The organism is Nesterenkonia sandarakina, assembly GCF_014138825.1.
Classification (GTDB): domain Bacteria; phylum Actinomycetota; class Actinomycetes; order Actinomycetales; family Micrococcaceae; genus Nesterenkonia; species Nesterenkonia sandarakina.
Genome location: NZ_JACJIH010000001.1, coordinates 2,077,302 through 2,094,090, shown reverse-complemented (window position 1 = coordinate 2,094,090; position 16,789 = coordinate 2,077,302). Strand labels below are relative to the sequence as shown.

Below are 16,789 nucleotides of genomic sequence, written 5' to 3'. Positions count from 1 at the left end.
GCGCCCGTTGCCGCAACAGCACAAGGAGTGTCACATGACTCAGAAGTACTCCGACTACACCGCACCAGGTCTTGCCCAGGAGAACGGCCACGAGATCGCCGGACTGCTGCAGTCCCGCCTGTACGCGCTGAACGATCTCCACCTCGTGCTCAAGCACGTGCACTGGAACGTGGTGGGCCCGAACTTCATCGCCATCCACGAGATGCTCGACCCGCAGACCGAGGTCGTGCGCGGCTTCGCCGACGAGGTCGCCGAGCGCATCGCCACCCTCGGCGGATCCCCCTCCGGGCTCAGCGGGGAACTGGTCTCCAAGCGTCACTGGGAGGACTACCCGCTGTTCAAGGCCGATGGTTCGACTCACCTGGCCGAGCTGGAGAAGGTCTACGACGGGGTCATCGGAGACCACCGCGATGTGCTCAACAAGGTCGGCGAGCTGGATCCGATCACCGAGGACCTGCTCATCGGGCAGGCCAAGGAGCTCGAGCTGTTCCAGTGGTTCATCCGCTCCCACCTCGACAAGGCCGGCGCGGTCTCCTAGAGCCAGCATCACCAGCCCTGACATTCAGGGCCGGCCGGAGCCCCCCGGCAGCATCTTCCAGGTGCCGCCGGGGGGCTCTCGCATACCCGGGGCACGTATCTGAACAGATGTATTTGACGTTTGTTCGGCGACACGTAGCATGGAGGCAGACCCCAGGTACCAGTCGAGGAGACATCATGAAGCGTCAGTTCCGCATCGTCATCGGCAGCGATGAAGCCGGCTACTCCTATAAGGCGGCGTTGAAGGCCGATCTGGAGGCTGACCCTCGGGTGGCCTCGGTGATTGACGTCGGCGTCGGCGATGACTCCGACAAGACCGCGTACCCCAACATCGCGGTGGCGGCGGCAGAGCAGGTCGCCGCAGGCCAGGCGGACCGGGCGCTGCTGATCTGCGGCACCGGACTGGGTGTGGCGATCTCGGCCAATAAGGTCAAGGGGGTCCGTGCCGTGACGGCTCACGATGCCTACTCGGTGGAGCGCGCGGTGCTCTCGAACAACGCCCAGGTGCTGTGCATGGGTGAACGCGTGATCGGCAAGGAGCTGGCCCGGAAGCTGGTGACCGAGTGGCTGAGCCACGAGTTCGACGCCTCGAGCGCCTCGGCGGAGAAGGTCGCAGCGATCACCCGCTACGAGGGCACCGGCAGCTGCAGCTAGGGCTGGCGGTCCACCGCACGAGCGGTGGCCTCGTCGGTCACCAGGATGTTGAACCACCCTGCGTTGGCCGCTGCAATGATGCTCGGCGCCTTATGGGCCCCGACTGCCGCCGCGATCCGGGTCGGCACGGCCCGCAGGGTCTCTCCGGGGATCCGCACCATGCGCTCATTGCCTGGAAAGGTGATCTCGTTGCCCTGCGGGTCATAGAACGCCAGGCACACATCCCCGATCGACTTCGCCAGGTTCGGGTGGTGCCGAGGCACCGACTGGGCGATCGAGCTGCGCGAGAGCGGGGCGGCGCCGATGCCCACCAGCGCCACCTTGGCCGAATTCCAGTCGGCGATCACCTGGCGGTACCCGGGGTCATCCTGCAGGGCTGAGAGCAGGGCCTCGGAGGGCATCGAGGGGGCGAAGAGGTAGTGCGGATAGCCGCCCGAGGTGGCGGCGAAGGCGCGCACCACCTCGTTGGTCTGGTGCCACGGGTCTGGCTCGGCCTGCCCGCCCACCGTCGGTGCCACCACCACCCCGGAGAAGTTCCCCAGCCGCTGCTGCGCCAGCGCATAGGTGGTCTCCCCGGAGGCGAGCAGCAGCACATCCCCGGCACGCAGGTTCGCGGCGGCCAGAGCCTGCCGGGTCACCGGGCCCAGCCCGAGGCCGACCCGCTCCGACTGGTCCCCCGGAGCCAGGTGCACGCCGTCGAGCCCGAGCCGGATCCTGAGCCGTTCGCTGAGCTCATCCATGCCTGTCGAGGTCGGACGATGCACGCGGATCTCGACGATCCCCTGCGCCCGTGCCTCGGCAAGCATCCGGCTCACCGAAGGCCGTGAGATCTTCAGCTGCTCGGCCACCTCAGCCTGCGTGGCGCCCTGCTCGTAGTAGAGCTGGGCGGCGCGGTAGAGCCGTTCGAGCTCGGACGTGCTCGCCGCTGCCTCCTTCATGACCTCAGTTGCCTCCATCGGGACATCGTATCTTCCATGCCGCGGCGAATCCGCCGCAGGAGTGGTGCCGATCACGCCATCTGCTCTAGTGTGGCCTCAGCACATATGTCAGTGAACATCTGTACTGCCGGTCTCGGGAGTGCGGATCCGGGACCACAAGGACAGCCATGACCTACCTGCTCAATTCAGCATCCACCTTCTCTCAGGAGGCCGTGCTTGGCTTCGCGGCAGCACACTCCGAGTATGTCACCGCCGTCCATGGCGGCGTCGTGCGGTCCACCGAGACTCCTGCGGGCCAGCCCGCCCTGGTGATCGGCGGCGGATCCGGGCACTACCCGGCCTTCGCCGGCTGGGTCGGACCCGGCATGGGACACGGCGCTCCCTGCGGGAACATCTTCTCCTCGCCCTCGGCCTCCCAGGTCTACTCGGTGGCCCGCAATGCCGAGAACGGCGGCGGGGTGATCATGGGATTCGGCAACTACGCCGGAGATGTCCTGCACTTCGGCGCCGCGGCGGAGAAGCTGCGCGCCGAGGGCGTGGATGTCCGGATCATCCGGGTCAGCGATGACATCGCCTCCAACACCCGGGAGAACCACCGGGACCGCCGAGGCATCGCCGGAGACCTTCCGGTCTTCAAGATCGCCGGTGCCGCCATCGAGGCCGGGGCCGAGATCGACGAGGCGGAGCGCATCGCCTGGAAGGCCAATGACGCGACGCGCTCCTTCGGCGTCGCCTTCGACGGCTGCACGCTGCCCGGCGCCGAGGAGCCGCTGTTCCACGTCCCCGACGGAACCATGGGGGTGGGCCTCGGCATCCACGGTGAACCCGGGATCCGCGAGATCCCGATGGGCACCGCAGCGGAGGTCGCTGACCTGCTCTTCGAAGGCATCATGGAGGACGCTCCCGAGGCCGGCTCCGGCCGGGTCGCGGTGCTGCTCAATGGGCTGGGCCGGGTCAAGTACGAAGAGCTCTTCGTCGTCTACCACCGCATCGCCGAGCGACTCTCCGAGGCGGGACTCACCGCCGTGCAGCCCGAGGTCGGGGAGTTCGTCACCAGCCTCGACATGGCCGGACTCTCGCTGACCCTGGTCTTCCTCGACGAAGAGCTGGAGCAGCACTGGACTGCGGCCGTGGACACCCCTGCCTACCGGCGCGGTGAGCCCCGCGGGCTCCCGGCCCACGCAGAGCGTGCCCCGCGCACCGAGTTCTACACACCCGGTGAGGAGAGCGTGCCCGAGGCCACGGCAGACTCCCAGCGCGGCGCCGAGTCGGTCCAGGAGATCCTTGAGCTCTTCGCCGAGGTCTGCGCCACCCATGAGGCCGAGCTGGGCCAGCTCGACGCCGTCGCCGGGGACGGCGATCACGGCCAGGGGATGGTGCTGGGCAGCCGCGGAGCTGTGGAGGCCGGGCGCAAGGCGCGTGAGCGCGGCGCCGGAGCCCGCACGCTCCTGGTCCACGCCGGCACCGCCTGGGCCGAATCCGCAGGCGGCACCTCCGGGGCCCTGTGGGGCTCGGCGCTGACCGCCGCCGGACGTGCGCTCGCCGACGACGCCGCCCCGGACTCCTCCGCCGGGGTCGAGGCGCTGCTCAACGCCGTGGAGGCGGTCCAGCGGCTGGGCGGCGCCCAGCCGGGGGACAAGACCATGGTCGACGCCGCCGCGCCCTTCGCGCAGACGCTGGACAAGCAGTTCCAGGCCGAGGAGTCTCTCTCCGCCGCTCTGGCCGCGGCCGCCTCCGTGGCGACCGAGGCTGCGGCGTCGACCGCAGAGCTCAAGGCCCGGCTCGGTCGCTCCCGGGTGCTGGGGGAGAAGTCCCTGGGCACTCCGGACCCAGGGGCCACGTCCTTCGCGCTGCTGATGACTGCCCTCGCCGAGCGGCTGAAGTCGGTCTCCTGATGATCCGCTGGATCGGCACCAGCTGGAAGATGAACAAGACCGTCTCCGAGGCGCGAAGCTACGCCCGTGACCTGCGCTCGGCCCTCGAGCAGCGGCCGGAGCTGCTGGAGCGCGTCCAGCCCTTCATCATCCCGCCCTACACCGCGCTGACCACTGTGGCCCAGGAGCTCGGCCCGAGCTCCACCCGGACGGTGCGCCTGGGCGCGCAGAACGCCCACTGGGAGGACGGCGGAGCCTGGACCGGGGAGATCTCGGTCCCACAGGCCGCCGATGCCGGCGCCACGATGGTGGAGATCGGGCACTCGGAACGTCGAGAGCACTTCGGGGAGACCATCGAGACGACGCGGCTGAAGGTGGCGAGCACGCTGCGCCACGGCCTGGTTCCCCTGCTGTGCATCGGGGAGCCTGCCGAGGTCCAGGAGCGCGGTGGGACCTCTGAGTATCTCTTGGACCAGGCCCGAGGCGCCCTGCGCGGGCTTCCGGAGGATCAGCTGGGCCGGGTGCTCATCGCCTATGAGCCCATCTGGGCGATCGGGGCCCAGGGCCGGCCGGCGAAGGTCGCGGAGCTGCGCGAACCCTTCGAGGTGCTCTCCGAAGAGTTCTCCGGAAAGGTCCAGGCCCTGCTCTACGGGGGATCCGTCTCCGCAGACAACGCCGCGGAGCTCTTGGACATCCCGGGGGTCGAGGGGCTCTTCGTCGGCCGCGCGGCCTGGAGGCTCGAGGGTTATCTGAATCTTCTCGAGATCGCCGCCGAGACCGCAAAAGCCTAGGTCAGCGGCCCCCTGAGCGCTCATCAGCATGCCGGTTCACCGGTGTGACGCTTGACACAGCACCACAACTGACCAAAGATGAATCCGCACGCACGTTTGAAGGGAACAAATGTTCACAGCAGCCTCATGGCCCATCGCCGGCAACATGCTCGCCTTTGGAGGCAAGACCTCTGAGGGCGTTCCGGTCTGGCAGGCGTCGACGACCTACTGGTCCGACTGCCTGCGTCAGATGCGCGAACTCGGGTTCGATCACATCGACCCCACCGATGCATGGCTGCCGCTGCAGAAGCTCTCGCCAGCCCGACTGGAGGAGTTCAAGAAGGTCCTCTCCGACGAGGGGCTGAAGATCTCGTCCATCTCGATGACCCGGAACTCGGTCATCGACCGCGAGCACGGAGAGACCAACCTCGCCGATGCCCACCGGCTGATCGACATCGCCCCGGAGTTCGGGGCCACGATCGTGAACACCGGCTTCATGCAGGCGCTGACGCCGGCGCAGGAGAAGGCACTCTGGTTCTGGCTCGCCGAGGGGCACCAGGACGATCCCGCGCTGCGGCCCCTGGCCGTGGAGCGAGTGCGCGAACTCGGCGACCACGCCCAGGCCAACGGCATCGAACTGAGCCTGGAGATGTATGAGGACACCTTCCTGGGCACGGCCGACGAGGCGGTCGCCTTCCACGGCGAGGTGAACCACCCCGCAGTGGGGCTGAACCCGGATCTGGGCAACTTCATCCGGCTGCACCGCCCGATGCCGGGCTACGAGGAGATGTTCGAGAAGGTGCTGCCGCATGCGAACTTCTGGCACATCAAGAACTACACCCGGGATGAGGATCCGGCGGTCGGAGGCTACTCATCGGCCCCCATGCCGCTGAAGTATGGACTGATCAACTACCGCAAGATCATTCGCCGCGCCCTGGAGCTCGGCTACAGCGGCCCATTCTGCTGCGAGCACTACGGCTCCGATTCCATCGGCGTCTGCGCTGAGAACCGCGACTACATCCGTCAGGTCCTCACCTCGGCGGAGAACTCCCCGCTGCGCGCGGCCGCCGCCGCCGAAGGCGCCTAGAGACCCGCGGACCCGTCGGTCCGCTCACCCGTTGCGCCACCAGAGCACGGTGGTGCCCGAAACCCCATGACGAAAGAGATCTGAGACCCATGGCTAGAACCATCAACACTGTCACCGTCGTCGGCGCCGGCTACATGGGCGGCGGGATCGCCCAGTCCCTGGCGCTCGCCGACCTGCAGGTGGAGATCGTCGACGTCGACGTCGACGCCGCGCGCAAGGGCCTCGCCCGCCTCCTGACCGAGGCCCAGGAGTTCGAGGACCAGGGTCTCTACACCGCCGGCTCCACCGAGCGCATCAAGGCCAACCTCAGCGCCGGGCGCACCCTGGAGGAGGCTGTCGCCGAGGCAGACTTCATCGAGGAGGCGGTGTTCGAGTCCCCCGAGGTCAAGCGGGAGGTGCTGGGCAAGATCTCGGCACACGCCCGGCCGGACGCGATCATCGGGACCAACACCTCCACGATCCCGGTCCACGTCCTGGTCTCAGCGGTCAAACACCCCGAGCGCTTCCTCACCGTGCACTTCTCCAACCCCGCGCCCTTCATCCCAGGCGTGGAGCTGGTCTCCGGAGAGGCCACCACGCCCGACGTCGTCGACGCGGTGAAGGACCTGCTGGCCCGGGCCGGCCGCGAGGGCGCCGAGGTCGCCGACACTCCCGGCATGGTGCTCAACCGGCTGCAGTACGCGCTGCTCAAGGAGGCCGCCTCGGTGGTGGAGGAGGGCATCGCCACCGCCGAGGACGTGGACACCGTGGTGCGCACGACCTTCGGCTTCAGGCTGGGCTTCTTCGGCCCGTTCGCGATCGCGGACCAGGCCGGGCTGGACGTCTACGGGCTCGGATTCAATACGCTCTCCGAGGCCTACGGCGAGCGGCTTGCCGCCCCGGCGCTGCTGACGGAGAACGTCGAGGCCGGTCGGCACGGGCTCAAGAACGGCAAGGGCTGGACCGGAGACTTCGACGAGGCCACCAAGGCTGAGCTCATCGCCTACCGCAACAAGGCCTACGCCCGCATGGGTGAGCTCGTCCGTGAGCTCGGTCCCGCTCCGAAGGGCAAGAAGTGAACGAGGAACTCACCTCGCCTTCGAGCTGCCCACGGCGGCCCTGCTGACTCTGGCGCTGGGCTCGATCGTCCTGCTGCTGGTGCTGATCGTGAAGGTGAAGCTCCATGCCTTCTTCTCGCTGATCATCGTCTCGCTGGTCACGGCTCTGGCGGCGGGCATCGCCGTGGGCGACGTGCTCTCGGTGGTCGTCGGCGGCTTCTCCACCACCGTGGGCAACGTGGCGCTGCTCATCGGCTTCGGTGCCGTGCTCGGCCGGCTGGTCGAGGTCTCCGGCGGCGCCCAGGTCCTGGCGGACAAGATGCTGAAGACCTTCGGGGAGAAGCGGGCGCCGCTGGCCTTGGCCGTGGCCTCGCTGTTCTACGCCTTCCCGATCTTCCTGGATGCCGGCTTCATCGTGATGCTGCCGGTGATCTACACGGTGGCGCGACGGCTCGGGGGCAGCTTCATGCTCTACGTGCTGCCCTCCATCGGTGCCTTCCTGATGATGCATGCGCTGACCCCGCCGCACCCGGGACCGACGGCGGCGGCCACGGTCATGGGCGCCGACATCGGGCTGGTGCTGATCGTGGCCCTGATGGTCGGGCTTCCGACCTGGTACCTGGCCGGCTACCGGCTGGGACTGGTCATGGCCAAGGGCTACCCGAACTTCCCGGTGCCGAACCTCTTCGGCGAGTCCCGGGTCACCGAGGAGCACGAGCGCCCGGCCTTCGGCACCGTCATCCTGGTGCTGCTGCTGCCACTGGCGCTGATCTTCTACAACGCGCTCTCCAACACGCTGGCAGCGGACGGGCGGATCAGCGAGGACAGCTTCGGGTACGCGCTCTCCCAGCTGATCGGCCCCACCCCGGTGGCGCTGCTGATCTCCACCCTGATCGCGATGTACCTGCTCTTCATCAGGCCGCGCAAGGGCTCGGGCAAGCTCGGCGACGCGCTCTCTGACCTGATCGACAACGCGCTGGCTCCGGTCTGCTCGATCATCCTGATCACCGGCGCCGGCGGCGCCTTCGGCGCGGTGCTCACCGCCACCGGGATCGGCGGATCCATCGCCGAAGGCCTGGACGCGATGGGACTCCCGGTGATCCTCGCCGGATTCCTGGTCGCCGTGGTCATCCGCGTCGCGCAGGGCTCGGCCACCGTGGCTGCGACCACCGCGGGCGGGATCATGGCCCCCGGCGTCATGGAACTGGGACTCGACGGCTTCGCCCTGGCGGCCCTGGTGGTCGCCATCGTGGCGGGATCGATCACGTTCTCGCACTTCAACGACTCCGGCTTCTGGCTGGTGGGCCGCTTCTGCGGCTTCGACACGATCACCACTTTGAAGACCTGGTCCGTGATGGCCACCGCCATCGGATTCATGGCCTTCTTCCTCAGCTGGGGCTTCTACGCGCTCGTCGCCTGAGGAAACGCCTGCCACGGCTGACCCGCCCCGGCGCAGGCATCGCGCTGCAGATGCAGGTCCGCGCGTGCTGCAACGCATCTATCAGAAGATCACTCGCACTTTGATGAGACAGGGAATTGATTTCTATGTGGGGAAGAAAAGCAAAACTGAGCACCGCCGTCCTGGCCGCGGGGTCCCTTCTCGGGCTCTCCGCCTGCGGCGGCGGTGACGCCGGGAGCACCGAGCCCGACGCCTGGGTGCTCAACGGCGGAGTCTGGACCGTGGTGGAAGAGGACTTCGAGGCCTGGAACGAGGAGAACCCGGAGCAGACCTTCACGGTGGAGAGCTTCGCCAACGACATCTATAAGGAGCGGATCCGCACCGCGGTGGGCTCCGGCGAGGCTCCTACGCTGATCGTCGGCTGGACCGGTGGTGGGCTGCTGGAGTACGTCGAGGGCGACTATGTCACCGACATCACCGAACCGACCGCAGATCTCCGCGAGAGGCTCATCGATTCAGTGGTGGCCAACGGCGAGGTCGACGGCGCCACCTATGCGGTGCCGATGAACAACGTGCAGCCCGTGATGATGTATTACAACCAGGAGCTCTTCGACGAGGCCGGCATCGAGGTGCCCACCGACTGGGACGAGATGCTTGAGGCCGTCGAGGTCTTCCAGGACCAGGGTGTGCACCCGTTCTCACTGGCCGGCGGCTCGCTCTGGCCGATGCTGATGTGGGCCTCCTACCTCACCGATCGGATCGGTGGCCCCGAAGCCTTCGAGGCCGTGGTGGCAGGGGAGCCCGATGCCTGGTCGCATCCGGCGATCATCGAGGCCATGGAGCGGATCCAGGAACTCGTGGAGGCAGGTGCTTTCGATCCCGGCTTCGCCTCTGTGGTGGCAGACAATAATGAGGATGCCCACCTGGTGGCAGACGGGCTCTCGGCCATGGTGCTCCAGGGGTCCTGGGTGTACTCGCGGCTGCTCGAGGAGAGCCCGGAATTCATGGAGTCCGGCAATCTCGGGGTGACCACCTTCCCGTCGATCCCCGGCGGCGAGGGTGACCCGAACAGCATCGTGGGCAACCCCGCCAACTTCTGGTCCGTCTCGGCGAACGCCACGGAGGAAGAGCAGCAGGCCGGTATCGATTACCTCTCGGAGTGGCTGTTCAACGACGACTACGTCGACGGCATGCTCGAGACCGGCAACATCCCACCGCTGACCGGACTCGAGGACAAGATCGCCGAGACCGAGGACCCGGAGTTCCTGGACTTCGCCTACGGCATGGTCACCGAGGCGCCGAACTTCCAGCTCTCCTGGGATCAGGCGGTGGACCCCAGTCAGGAGCGCGCGCTGCTGGAGAACCTGGGTCAGGTCTTCGATGGAAGCCTCACACCCGAGGAGTTCGCCGAGAACATGAACGCCACGCAGCCCACCGACTGAGACCTGCGCTTCGCCTCCCGGGAGCTGCTCGCTGTTGATCCAGCGAGCCTCGACAGGTTTCCGGGCGGCGAAGCTCCTGGCCTGGAGTGCTCGCCGAAGACGCCGTCCGATCATGTTGCGCCAGTGTGACCTCGGTCATCTGCTGTGTCTTGACACACACCTGCCAGCTATTTAGTCTTACGGCAAGACGAAATCCAGATCACAGTCTGCGAGGAGTCCGTCTCTGGCACCAGAGGCGCTCCTGGTCCGGACTGTGGCGCTGTACTGCTGAGTCACCCGTCCGGCCGATCCGGAGAGCCGGGAAGACCTCGGCGATGTATCGGTACACGGCTGGGGCTCGCATGCATTGATGAGAAAGGACGCGACGATGCGTAGAACAACTCGAGTGGCCGCTGCAGGCCTGGGCGTGACATCCCTGATGGCACTCTCCGCCTGTGGCGGGGGAGGCGAGAACGGCGGGGGCGAGGCCAATGCTGACGCATGGATCCTCACCGGCGGCGGCTGGCCGGCCATCCAGGAAGACTTCGACCGCTGGAACGAAGCCAACGAAGACGCTCAGATCGACACCGAAGCCATCGAGAACGACTCCTATAAGGGTCAGATCCGCACTGCGGTCGGCTCCGGCGAGGCGCCCACGCTGATCATGTCCTGGACCGGCGGCGCGCTGCTGGAGTACGCCGAGGAAGAGCGCATCGTCGACCTCAGCGAGCACACCGGAGACCTCGAGTCCCGGGTCTTCGACTCGGTCTGGCAGAACGGCCAGATCGACGGCAGCACCTACGCGGTGCCGCTGAACGATGTGCAGCCAGTGGTCATGTACTACAACCAGGCCGTCTTCGATGAGGCCGGCGTGGAGATCCCCGAGACCTGGGAAGACGTCGAGGCAGCCATCGACACGTTCAATGAGAACGACGTCGCTCCCTTCTCGCTCGCCGGTGGCTCCGTCTGGCCGGCGCTGATGTGGCTGCAGTACCTCACCGATCGCCACGGCGGCGAAGAGGTCTTCCAGGCAGTCGTCGAAGGTGAAGAGGGCGCATGGGACAACGAGTCCATCCTCTTCGCACTGGAGACCATGCAGGATCTCGGTGAGAACGGCGGCTACATCGACACCTACAACTCGGTGACCGCGGACCAGAACGAGGATGCCCAGCTGCTGGCTGACGGCCAGGCCGCGATGCTGCTGCAGGGCTCCTGGGTCTACTCCACGATCCACCAGGACTTCCCGGAGTTCGCGGAGTCCGGTGACTTCGGCTTCACCTCCTTCCCGACCCTGGAGGACGGCGCCGGTGACCCCTCGAACATCGTGGGCAACCCAGCCAACTTCTGGTCGGTCTCAGCGGATGCCTCGGAGGAGGAGCAGCAGATCGCCTTCGACTACATCAGCGAGAACCTCTACAACGAGGAGACCGTGACCGCCATGCTGGAGGCCGGCTCGCTGCCGCCGCTGGCTGACATCGAGGACCAGATCGCAGAGACCGAGGACGCCGATTTCCTCGACTTCTCCTCCAACCTGGTCGGCGAGGCCAACCACTTCCAGCTCTCCTGGGATCAGGCAGTCGCTCCCGAGGTGGCCCAGCCGCTGACGGACAACCTCTCGCAGATCCTCCGCGGGGACATGACTCCCCAGGAGTTCGTCGACGCGATGAACTCTCTCTGATAGATCCAACAATCGGTTCGGGGTGGCCTGCATCGGCCGCCCCGAACCGATTGCCTTGCACCGACAACCAGAATCTGAATCGAGCTCATGACTGAAACCGCCGCTCGAAGCAGGACGACCGGATCGGGTCATAAGGGACCTTCATTCCTCATGGCCCTGCCTGCCGTCTTGTTCTTCGGAATATTCGCCCTGATACCGCTCTTCGGGGTGGTCGTGATCTCCTTCATGGAGTGGAACGTTCTGGGCTCCCCCGAATGGGTGGGCCTGACCAACTGGCAGGCGGTGCTCTTCGACCGGCCCTTCACCTGGACCGCACTGGGCCTGACGATCACCTTCGTCGTCGGCTCCTACCTCTTCCAGGCGCCCGTGGCCCTGCTGCTCGGAGTCTTCATGGCGGGCCAGCAGCGCTATCGCGCCCTGCTCGCAGTCCTGTACTTCCTGCCGCTGCTCTTCTCCTCGGTGGCCGTGGGCCTGACCTTCCAGTCGCTGTTCTCCCCGAACTACGGCCTCTCCGCCGCACTGCCCTTTGACTGGCTGCCCAATGACTGGCTGTCGAACTCCGACCTGGTCATGTGGGTGATGATCTTCGTGGTCGGCTGGTGCTTCGTGCCCTTCCACGGTCTGCTCTACCAGGCCGGGGTCCGCCAGATCCCGCAGTCCATGTATGAAGCAGCCACCATCGACGGCGCCGGACGTGTCCGACAGTTCTTCTCGATCACGATCCCGCAGCTGCGCTACACGATCATCACCTCCTCGACCCTGATGCTCGTCGGATCACTGACCTACTTCGACCTGATCTTCGTGCTCACCGGCGGCCAGCCCGCCAACGCAGTGCGGATCCTGCCGCTGGACATGTACGTGACCGGCTTCAGCTCATACAACCTCGGCTACGCCTCGGTCATCGCGGTGATCCTGGTAGCCATCGGACTGACCCTCTCCCTCTTGCTGAACATCATCTCCGGTTCATCGAAGATGGAGAGCGACAAGGCAGGCGCATGATGACTCACACCGCAAGCACCCAATCCGCGACTCCCGACGCCGGCAAAGCGCTGAACCCCGAGGTGCCCGGGTTCCAGCAGCGCGAGATGAAGCAGAACAAGGTCCGCCGCACCGGCGCCCCGGGGGAGAAGCCGAACATTCTCGGCGGCCTCGGCGGGTGGCTCTGGCTGGCCGTCATCATCCTGCCGATCTACTACATCGTCATCACCTCGTTCCGCACCAGCGAGGACCTGCGGTCCTCGAACCAGCTGCTGCCCACCACGAACCCCACGCTGGCACCGTTCATCCGGGTGATCCAGAACGACTTCCTGCACTACTTCACCAACTCGCTGATCGTGACGCTCTCCACCGTCGCCGTCGTGCTGGCGGTCTCGGTGATGGCCGCGTACTACATCGCTCGGTCCACCACCCTGGGCGGGCGGCGGCTGTTCCAGGTCATCCTGCTGGGCATCGCGATCCCGGTGCAGGCCACGATCATCCCGGTGTACTACCTGATCCAGCAGCTGGGTCTCTATGACACCCTCTGGGCGCTGATCCTGCCGCAGATCGCCTTCGCGATCCCGCTGAGCGTGCTGATCATCGTGAACTTCGTCCGCGACATCCCCATGGAGCTCTTCGAGTCGATGAAGGTGGACGGCGCCGGGGAGTGGAAGATCCTCACCGCGCTGGTGCTGCCGATGGCCAAGCCGGCGCTGATGACCGTGGGCATCTACCAGGCGCTGCAGGTCTGGAACGGATTCCTGTTCCCGCTGGTGCTCACCCAGAGCAGCGACGTCCGGGTGCTGCCGCTCTCACTGTGGGAGTACAGCGGCCAGTTCGGCATCGACGTGCCGGCCACGCTGGCCGCCGTCGTGCTCTCCGCGCTGCCGCTGCTGGTGGTCTACATGCTCGCCCGCCGCCACATCGTGGCCGGGCTGACCGCAGGCTTCGGCAAGTGAGCTTGAGCCCCACCGATTGATCCCTCAGCGAAGCTGCCGGTCCTTCCCGACCGGCAGCTTCGCTGTTCCCCGACCGACCGCGACCACTGCGCTGCACCGACCACGACGGCTGCGCCGAACATCGAAGGAGTTCACAGATGAGCAACCAGACCCCCGACCGGATCACCGGCCCCTGGAACGATGCCTCGCTCTCGGCGGCCGAGCGCGCGGAGGCGCTGCTGGCGCAGATGACGCTGGAGGAGAAGGTCTCCCAGCTCGGCTCGCACTGGGAGATACGCGAGGATCCGGACACCCAGGGGGAGGTCGCGCCGATGGAGGACGCCATGTCCTCGGGCAAGCTGCCCTTCGAATCCGAGATCCTCGACGGCGAGGGCCACCTGACCCGCACCTACGGCACGGTGGCGCTCTCGGTGCCCGAGGGTGCTGCGGACCTGCGCCAGCGCCAGGCCGCGGTGATCGCCGCGAACCGGTTCGGGATTCCCGCGATCGCCCACGAGGAGTGCCTCACCGGCTACACCGCCTACCAGGCCACGGTCTACCCGACCTCGCTGGCCTGGGGCGCCACCTTCGACCCGGAGCTCATCGAAGAGATGGCGGCCGCAATCGGTGCAGACATGGCCGCCACCGGAGTCCAGCAGGGACTCTCCCCGGTCCTCGACGTGGTCCGCGACGCCCGCTGGGGTCGCGTGGAGGAGACCATCGGGGAGGACCCCTATGTGATCGGCACCCTGGCCACCGCCTATGTGAAGGGTCTGCAGTCGGCCGGGATCATCGCCACCCTGAAGCACTTCGCCGGCTATGCCGCCTCCCGTGCGGCGCGCAACCACGCCCCGGTGCACATGGGCAGGCGCGAACTCATCGACATGATCTTCTACCCCTTCGAGCTCGCCGTCCGGGAGGGCAAGGTCGGCTCGGTGATGAACTCCTATGCCGACATCGACGGCGAAGCCCCCGCAGCCTCACACTGGCTGCTCACCGAGGTGCTGCGCGAGCAGTGGGGCTTCGAGGGCACCGTGGTCGCGGACTACTGGTCGGTGGCATTCCTGGAGAAGATGCACCATGTGGCCGCTGACCAGGCCGAGGCCGCTCGGCTGGCCATCTCGGCCGGCCTTGACGTGGAGCTGCCGCATACCGGCGGCTACCGCACGCTGGCCCAGCAGGTCCGCGACGGCCTGCTCGAGGAATCCGTTCTCGACGCCTCGGTGCGCCGGGTGCTGCGGCAGAAGGCCGAGCTCGGCCTGCTCGACCGCGGTGCGGACGACGCCGACTGGGAGCCTCGCATCGACGAGTCGGCGGACCTGGACTCGGCGAGCAACCGCGCCCTGGCCCGCAAGGTGGCGGCGAAGTCGCTGGTGCTGCTGAAGAACGACGGCGTCCTGCCGGCCACAGCTGAATCGCTGGCGGGCAAGCGGATCGCCGTGGTGGGGCCCTCCGCCGATGAGCCGCGCACCATGATGGGCTGCTACTCCTTCCCGAACCATGTGCTGGCCAAGTACCCCGCCGGGACCTTCCCGCATAAGGGGATCGGCGTGCCGATGCCCTCGATGCTGGAGTCCCTGCGCGAGGCCTACCCCGAGTCGGAGGTCAGCTACAGCTACGGCTCGCCGATCGTGAACTACGACGACTCGCAGATCGCGGCGGCGGCTGAGTCCGCTGCGGCTGCCGACATCGCCGTGGTGACCGTCGGGGACCTCGCCGGCATGTTCGGCGCCGGCACCTCCGGTGAGGGCTGTGACGTCGCGGATCTCAAGCTTCCCGGCGCCCAGCAGGAGCTGGTCGAAGCCGTGCTGGCCACCGGCACCCCCGTGTTGCTCGTGGTCACCTCCGGTCGTCCCTATGCCCTGGGTGACGTCGCGGAGCGCTGCGCGGGCATCGTGCAGGGCTTCTTCCCCGGTGAGGAGGGCGGCGGTGCCCTCGCGGATCTGCTCCGCGGCGCCATCGAGCCCACCGGTCGACTTCCGATCGGGGTCCCGGTGCACCCGGGCGGCCAGCCCTCCGGCTACATCGCAGCCCCGCTGGGCCTGAACAGCCAGGGCGTCTCGAACCTCGATCCCACCCCGCTCTACCCCTTCGGCCACGGACTCAGCTACACCTCCGTGGAGTACTCCGAGCTCACCGTCTCGGATGCGGAGCTCGCCGTGGACGGCGCCACGGAGGTCTCGGTGAAGATCACCAACACCGGTGAGCGCCCCACCGAAGAGGTCGCCCAGCTCTACTTCGGCGATCGGGTGGCCTCCGTGGCCCGCCCGGTGCGTCAGCTGCTGGGCTACGCGAAGGTGGAGCTGGCACCGGGTCAGAGCCGCACGGTGACCTTCCAGGTGCACGCCGACCGGTTCTCCTTCACCGGCGTGGACTACCGCCGGATCGTGGAGCCCGGGGCCATCGACCTCTACGCCGGGCCCTCCGCGGGGGATCTGCCGCTGCAGGCGCAGCTGGAGCTCACCGGGGCGGTGCGGGAGATCACGGGTCAGCGCGTGCTGACCACCCCGGCCCGGATCAGCTAGCTCGGCGCCGCCCGCTCCCACAGGGAAGCCCCCGATGCATCAGCGTCGGGGGCTTCCCTGTGCCCGGCTTCCCCGTGTCGGGCTGGCCCTGTGCCTGGCTGCCCCCTCTGCCCCTTGGCCATCCGTCGCATCTCTATGCCATGTCCCTTCCCTATTTCCGTCCAAAGCCATGGGACTTGGCATAGGGATGCGATAAACAGATGTAGGGGGCGATCACAGTGGGCAGGGGTTGAACCGGGTCTGCGTGGGCCCAGCGATATGCGGGGCCTACAGGCCCCGGGGCCGCCGGGTCAGTTCTGCTGGATCACCAGGTCGGTGCGGATCTGGTGCAGCATCGGGGCCACTGTGCGGGTCAGCAGCAGCAGCAGGAACGAGGCCAGCAGCACTGGCAGCCAGTCGGAGACCACCACGATGAGCCCGGCGGTGATCACCAGCAGCGAGACGATCCCCAGTGCGGCCAGCGGAGCCGACGCCGCCCCGTAGAGCGCGACCTTGAACAGGTCCCGGGCGCGGAAGGAGAAGTTCGCGATCACCACCAGCGCGGCGACGGCGGCGATCACCCCGGCGACGCCGATCACGATGCCTGCCACGATGAAGCCGAGACCCACCTGGGCGTAGGCGGCGTTGAAGGCTGCCAGCGCCAGCAGCGCCACGGCGGGGACCCAGATCAGCAGCGACTGGGCGAGGCCCTCGATCCAGCCCTTCCAGAAGCGCAGCCAGGGCACGACGTCGTGATCGGTGCGCCAGGCATAGATTCCGGCGGTGATCGCCGGACCGAAGAGCAGCGCGCACACCGCGTAGAGCGGGATGTTGCTGGGGTCGGGATCGAGTAGGAAGATGCCGATCAGCGCGGGTGCTGTGGCCAGCACGAAGCCGAGCTCGATGATCAGCAGCCGGTACACGAAGTTCGTGACCCGGCTGAGCGGGCCGTTGCGATCGATATCCATAGAGCT

At 67.2% G+C, this 16,789-nt stretch carries 14 protein-coding genes; 12 read left to right on the top strand and 2 right to left on the bottom strand.

Annotated features, from left to right (window positions below):
* The first annotated feature begins 34 nt into the window (after positions 1–34).
* Together HNR24_RS09425 and HNR24_RS09420 are read left to right on the top strand one after the other, a co-directional pair.
* Positions 35–538, top strand: coding sequence for a Dps family protein (locus HNR24_RS09425; protein WP_058887972.1), 504 nt, complete (start codon positions 35–37; stop codon positions 536–538).
* A gap of 176 nt (positions 539–714) precedes the next feature.
* A complete protein-coding gene (locus tag HNR24_RS09420; protein WP_058887973.1) occupies positions 715–1,191 on the top strand; it encodes a ribose-5-phosphate isomerase in 477 nt (158 codons plus the stop codon).
* Here the strand turns inward: HNR24_RS09420 and HNR24_RS09415 are convergent.
* Positions 1,188–2,147 (bottom strand): sugar-binding transcriptional regulator, encoded by a 960-nt coding sequence (locus HNR24_RS09415; RefSeq protein WP_182495649.1) that lies wholly within the window; start codon positions 2,145–2,147, stop codon positions 1,188–1,190. The two genes, HNR24_RS09420 and HNR24_RS09415, sit on opposite strands and share 4 nt — an antisense overlap.
* A gap of 149 nt (positions 2,148–2,296) precedes the next feature.
* On the opposite strand from HNR24_RS09415, the gene HNR24_RS09410 reads away from it, so the two are divergent.
* From HNR24_RS09410 to HNR24_RS09365, 10 genes are all read left to right on the top strand, one after another.
* Positions 2,297–4,024, top strand: coding sequence for a dihydroxyacetone kinase family protein (locus HNR24_RS09410; protein ID WP_182495648.1), 1,728 nt, complete (start codon positions 2,297–2,299; stop codon positions 4,022–4,024).
* Complete coding sequence (locus HNR24_RS09405) at positions 4,024–4,794, top strand: triose-phosphate isomerase (RefSeq protein ID WP_182495647.1); 771 nt, start codon at positions 4,024–4,026, stop codon at positions 4,792–4,794. The genes HNR24_RS09410 and HNR24_RS09405 overlap by 1 nt, the downstream gene beginning before the upstream one ends.
* Before the next feature lie 109 nt (positions 4,795–4,903).
* The gene (locus tag HNR24_RS09400) at positions 4,904–5,860 is read left to right on the top strand and encodes a sugar phosphate isomerase/epimerase family protein (protein ID WP_182495646.1); all 957 of its coding nucleotides are present in this window, start codon (positions 4,904–4,906) and stop codon (positions 5,858–5,860) included.
* A gap of 89 nt (positions 5,861–5,949) precedes the next feature.
* Complete coding sequence (locus HNR24_RS09395; RefSeq protein WP_182495645.1) at positions 5,950–6,918, top strand: 3-hydroxyacyl-CoA dehydrogenase family protein; 969 nt, start codon at positions 5,950–5,952, stop codon at positions 6,916–6,918.
* A complete protein-coding gene (locus HNR24_RS09390) occupies positions 6,884–8,317 on the top strand; it encodes a GntP family permease (RefSeq protein WP_310735422.1) in 1,434 nt (477 codons plus the stop codon). Before HNR24_RS09395 ends, HNR24_RS09390 begins: the two co-directional genes overlap by 35 nt.
* 125 nt (positions 8,318–8,442) lie before the next feature.
* Positions 8,443–9,738 (top strand): ABC transporter substrate-binding protein, encoded by a 1,296-nt coding sequence (locus HNR24_RS09385; protein WP_182495644.1) that lies wholly within the window; start codon positions 8,443–8,445, stop codon positions 9,736–9,738.
* 367 nt (positions 9,739–10,105) lie between these two features.
* Positions 10,106–11,395 (top strand): extracellular solute-binding protein, encoded by a 1,290-nt coding sequence (locus tag HNR24_RS09380; RefSeq protein WP_157075362.1) that lies wholly within the window; start codon positions 10,106–10,108, stop codon positions 11,393–11,395.
* A gap of 150 nt (positions 11,396–11,545) precedes the next feature.
* On the top strand, positions 11,546–12,394 hold the full coding sequence (locus HNR24_RS09375) for a carbohydrate ABC transporter permease (RefSeq protein ID WP_157075363.1): 849 nt from the start codon (positions 11,546–11,548) through the stop codon (positions 12,392–12,394).
* Complete coding sequence (locus HNR24_RS09370) at positions 12,391–13,332, top strand: carbohydrate ABC transporter permease (RefSeq protein ID WP_375139274.1); 942 nt, start codon at positions 12,391–12,393, stop codon at positions 13,330–13,332. The genes HNR24_RS09375 and HNR24_RS09370 overlap by 4 nt, the downstream gene beginning before the upstream one ends.
* A gap of 137 nt (positions 13,333–13,469) precedes the next feature.
* Positions 13,470–15,836 carry a glycoside hydrolase family 3 N-terminal domain-containing protein gene (locus HNR24_RS09365; RefSeq protein WP_182495643.1) on the top strand — a complete coding sequence of 789 codons (2,367 nt, stop codon included), beginning with the start codon at positions 13,470–13,472 and terminating at the stop codon, positions 15,834–15,836.
* 290 nt (positions 15,837–16,126) lie between these two features.
* Here HNR24_RS09365 and HNR24_RS09360 read toward each other — a convergent pair whose 3' ends face one another.
* Positions 16,127–16,783, bottom strand: coding sequence for a hypothetical protein (locus HNR24_RS09360; RefSeq protein ID WP_058887983.1), 657 nt, complete (start codon positions 16,781–16,783; stop codon positions 16,127–16,129).
* Between the last annotated feature and the right edge of the window lie 6 nt (positions 16,784–16,789).

Excerpts from the sequence above, each read along its gene's own strand:
- HNR24_RS09425 (WP_058887972.1), top strand. The coding sequence starts at position 35 with ATGACTCAGAAGTACTCCGACTACACCGCACCAGGTCTTGCCCAGGAG.
- HNR24_RS09420 (WP_058887973.1), top strand. The coding sequence starts at position 715 with ATGAAGCGTCAGTTCCGCATCGTCATCGGCAGCGATGAAGCCGGCTAC.
- HNR24_RS09415 (WP_182495649.1), bottom strand. The coding sequence starts at position 2,147 with ATGGAGGCAACTGAGGTCATGAAGGAGGCAGCGGCGAGCACGTCCGAG.
- HNR24_RS09410 (WP_182495648.1), top strand. The coding sequence starts at position 2,297 with ATGACCTACCTGCTCAATTCAGCATCCACCTTCTCTCAGGAGGCCGTG.
- HNR24_RS09405 (WP_182495647.1), top strand. The coding sequence starts at position 4,024 with ATGATCCGCTGGATCGGCACCAGCTGGAAGATGAACAAGACCGTCTCC.
- HNR24_RS09400 (WP_182495646.1), top strand. The coding sequence starts at position 4,904 with ATGTTCACAGCAGCCTCATGGCCCATCGCCGGCAACATGCTCGCCTTT.
- HNR24_RS09395 (WP_182495645.1), top strand. The coding sequence starts at position 5,950 with ATGGCTAGAACCATCAACACTGTCACCGTCGTCGGCGCCGGCTACATG.
- HNR24_RS09385 (WP_182495644.1), top strand. The coding sequence starts at position 8,443 with ATGTGGGGAAGAAAAGCAAAACTGAGCACCGCCGTCCTGGCCGCGGGG.
- HNR24_RS09380 (WP_157075362.1), top strand. The coding sequence starts at position 10,106 with ATGCGTAGAACAACTCGAGTGGCCGCTGCAGGCCTGGGCGTGACATCC.
- HNR24_RS09375 (WP_157075363.1), top strand. The coding sequence starts at position 11,546 with ATGGCCCTGCCTGCCGTCTTGTTCTTCGGAATATTCGCCCTGATACCG.
- HNR24_RS09370 (WP_375139274.1), top strand. The coding sequence starts at position 12,391 with ATGATGACTCACACCGCAAGCACCCAATCCGCGACTCCCGACGCCGGC.
- HNR24_RS09365 (WP_182495643.1), top strand. The coding sequence starts at position 13,470 with ATGAGCAACCAGACCCCCGACCGGATCACCGGCCCCTGGAACGATGCC.
- HNR24_RS09360 (WP_058887983.1), bottom strand. The coding sequence starts at position 16,783 with ATGGATATCGATCGCAACGGCCCGCTCAGCCGGGTCACGAACTTCGTG.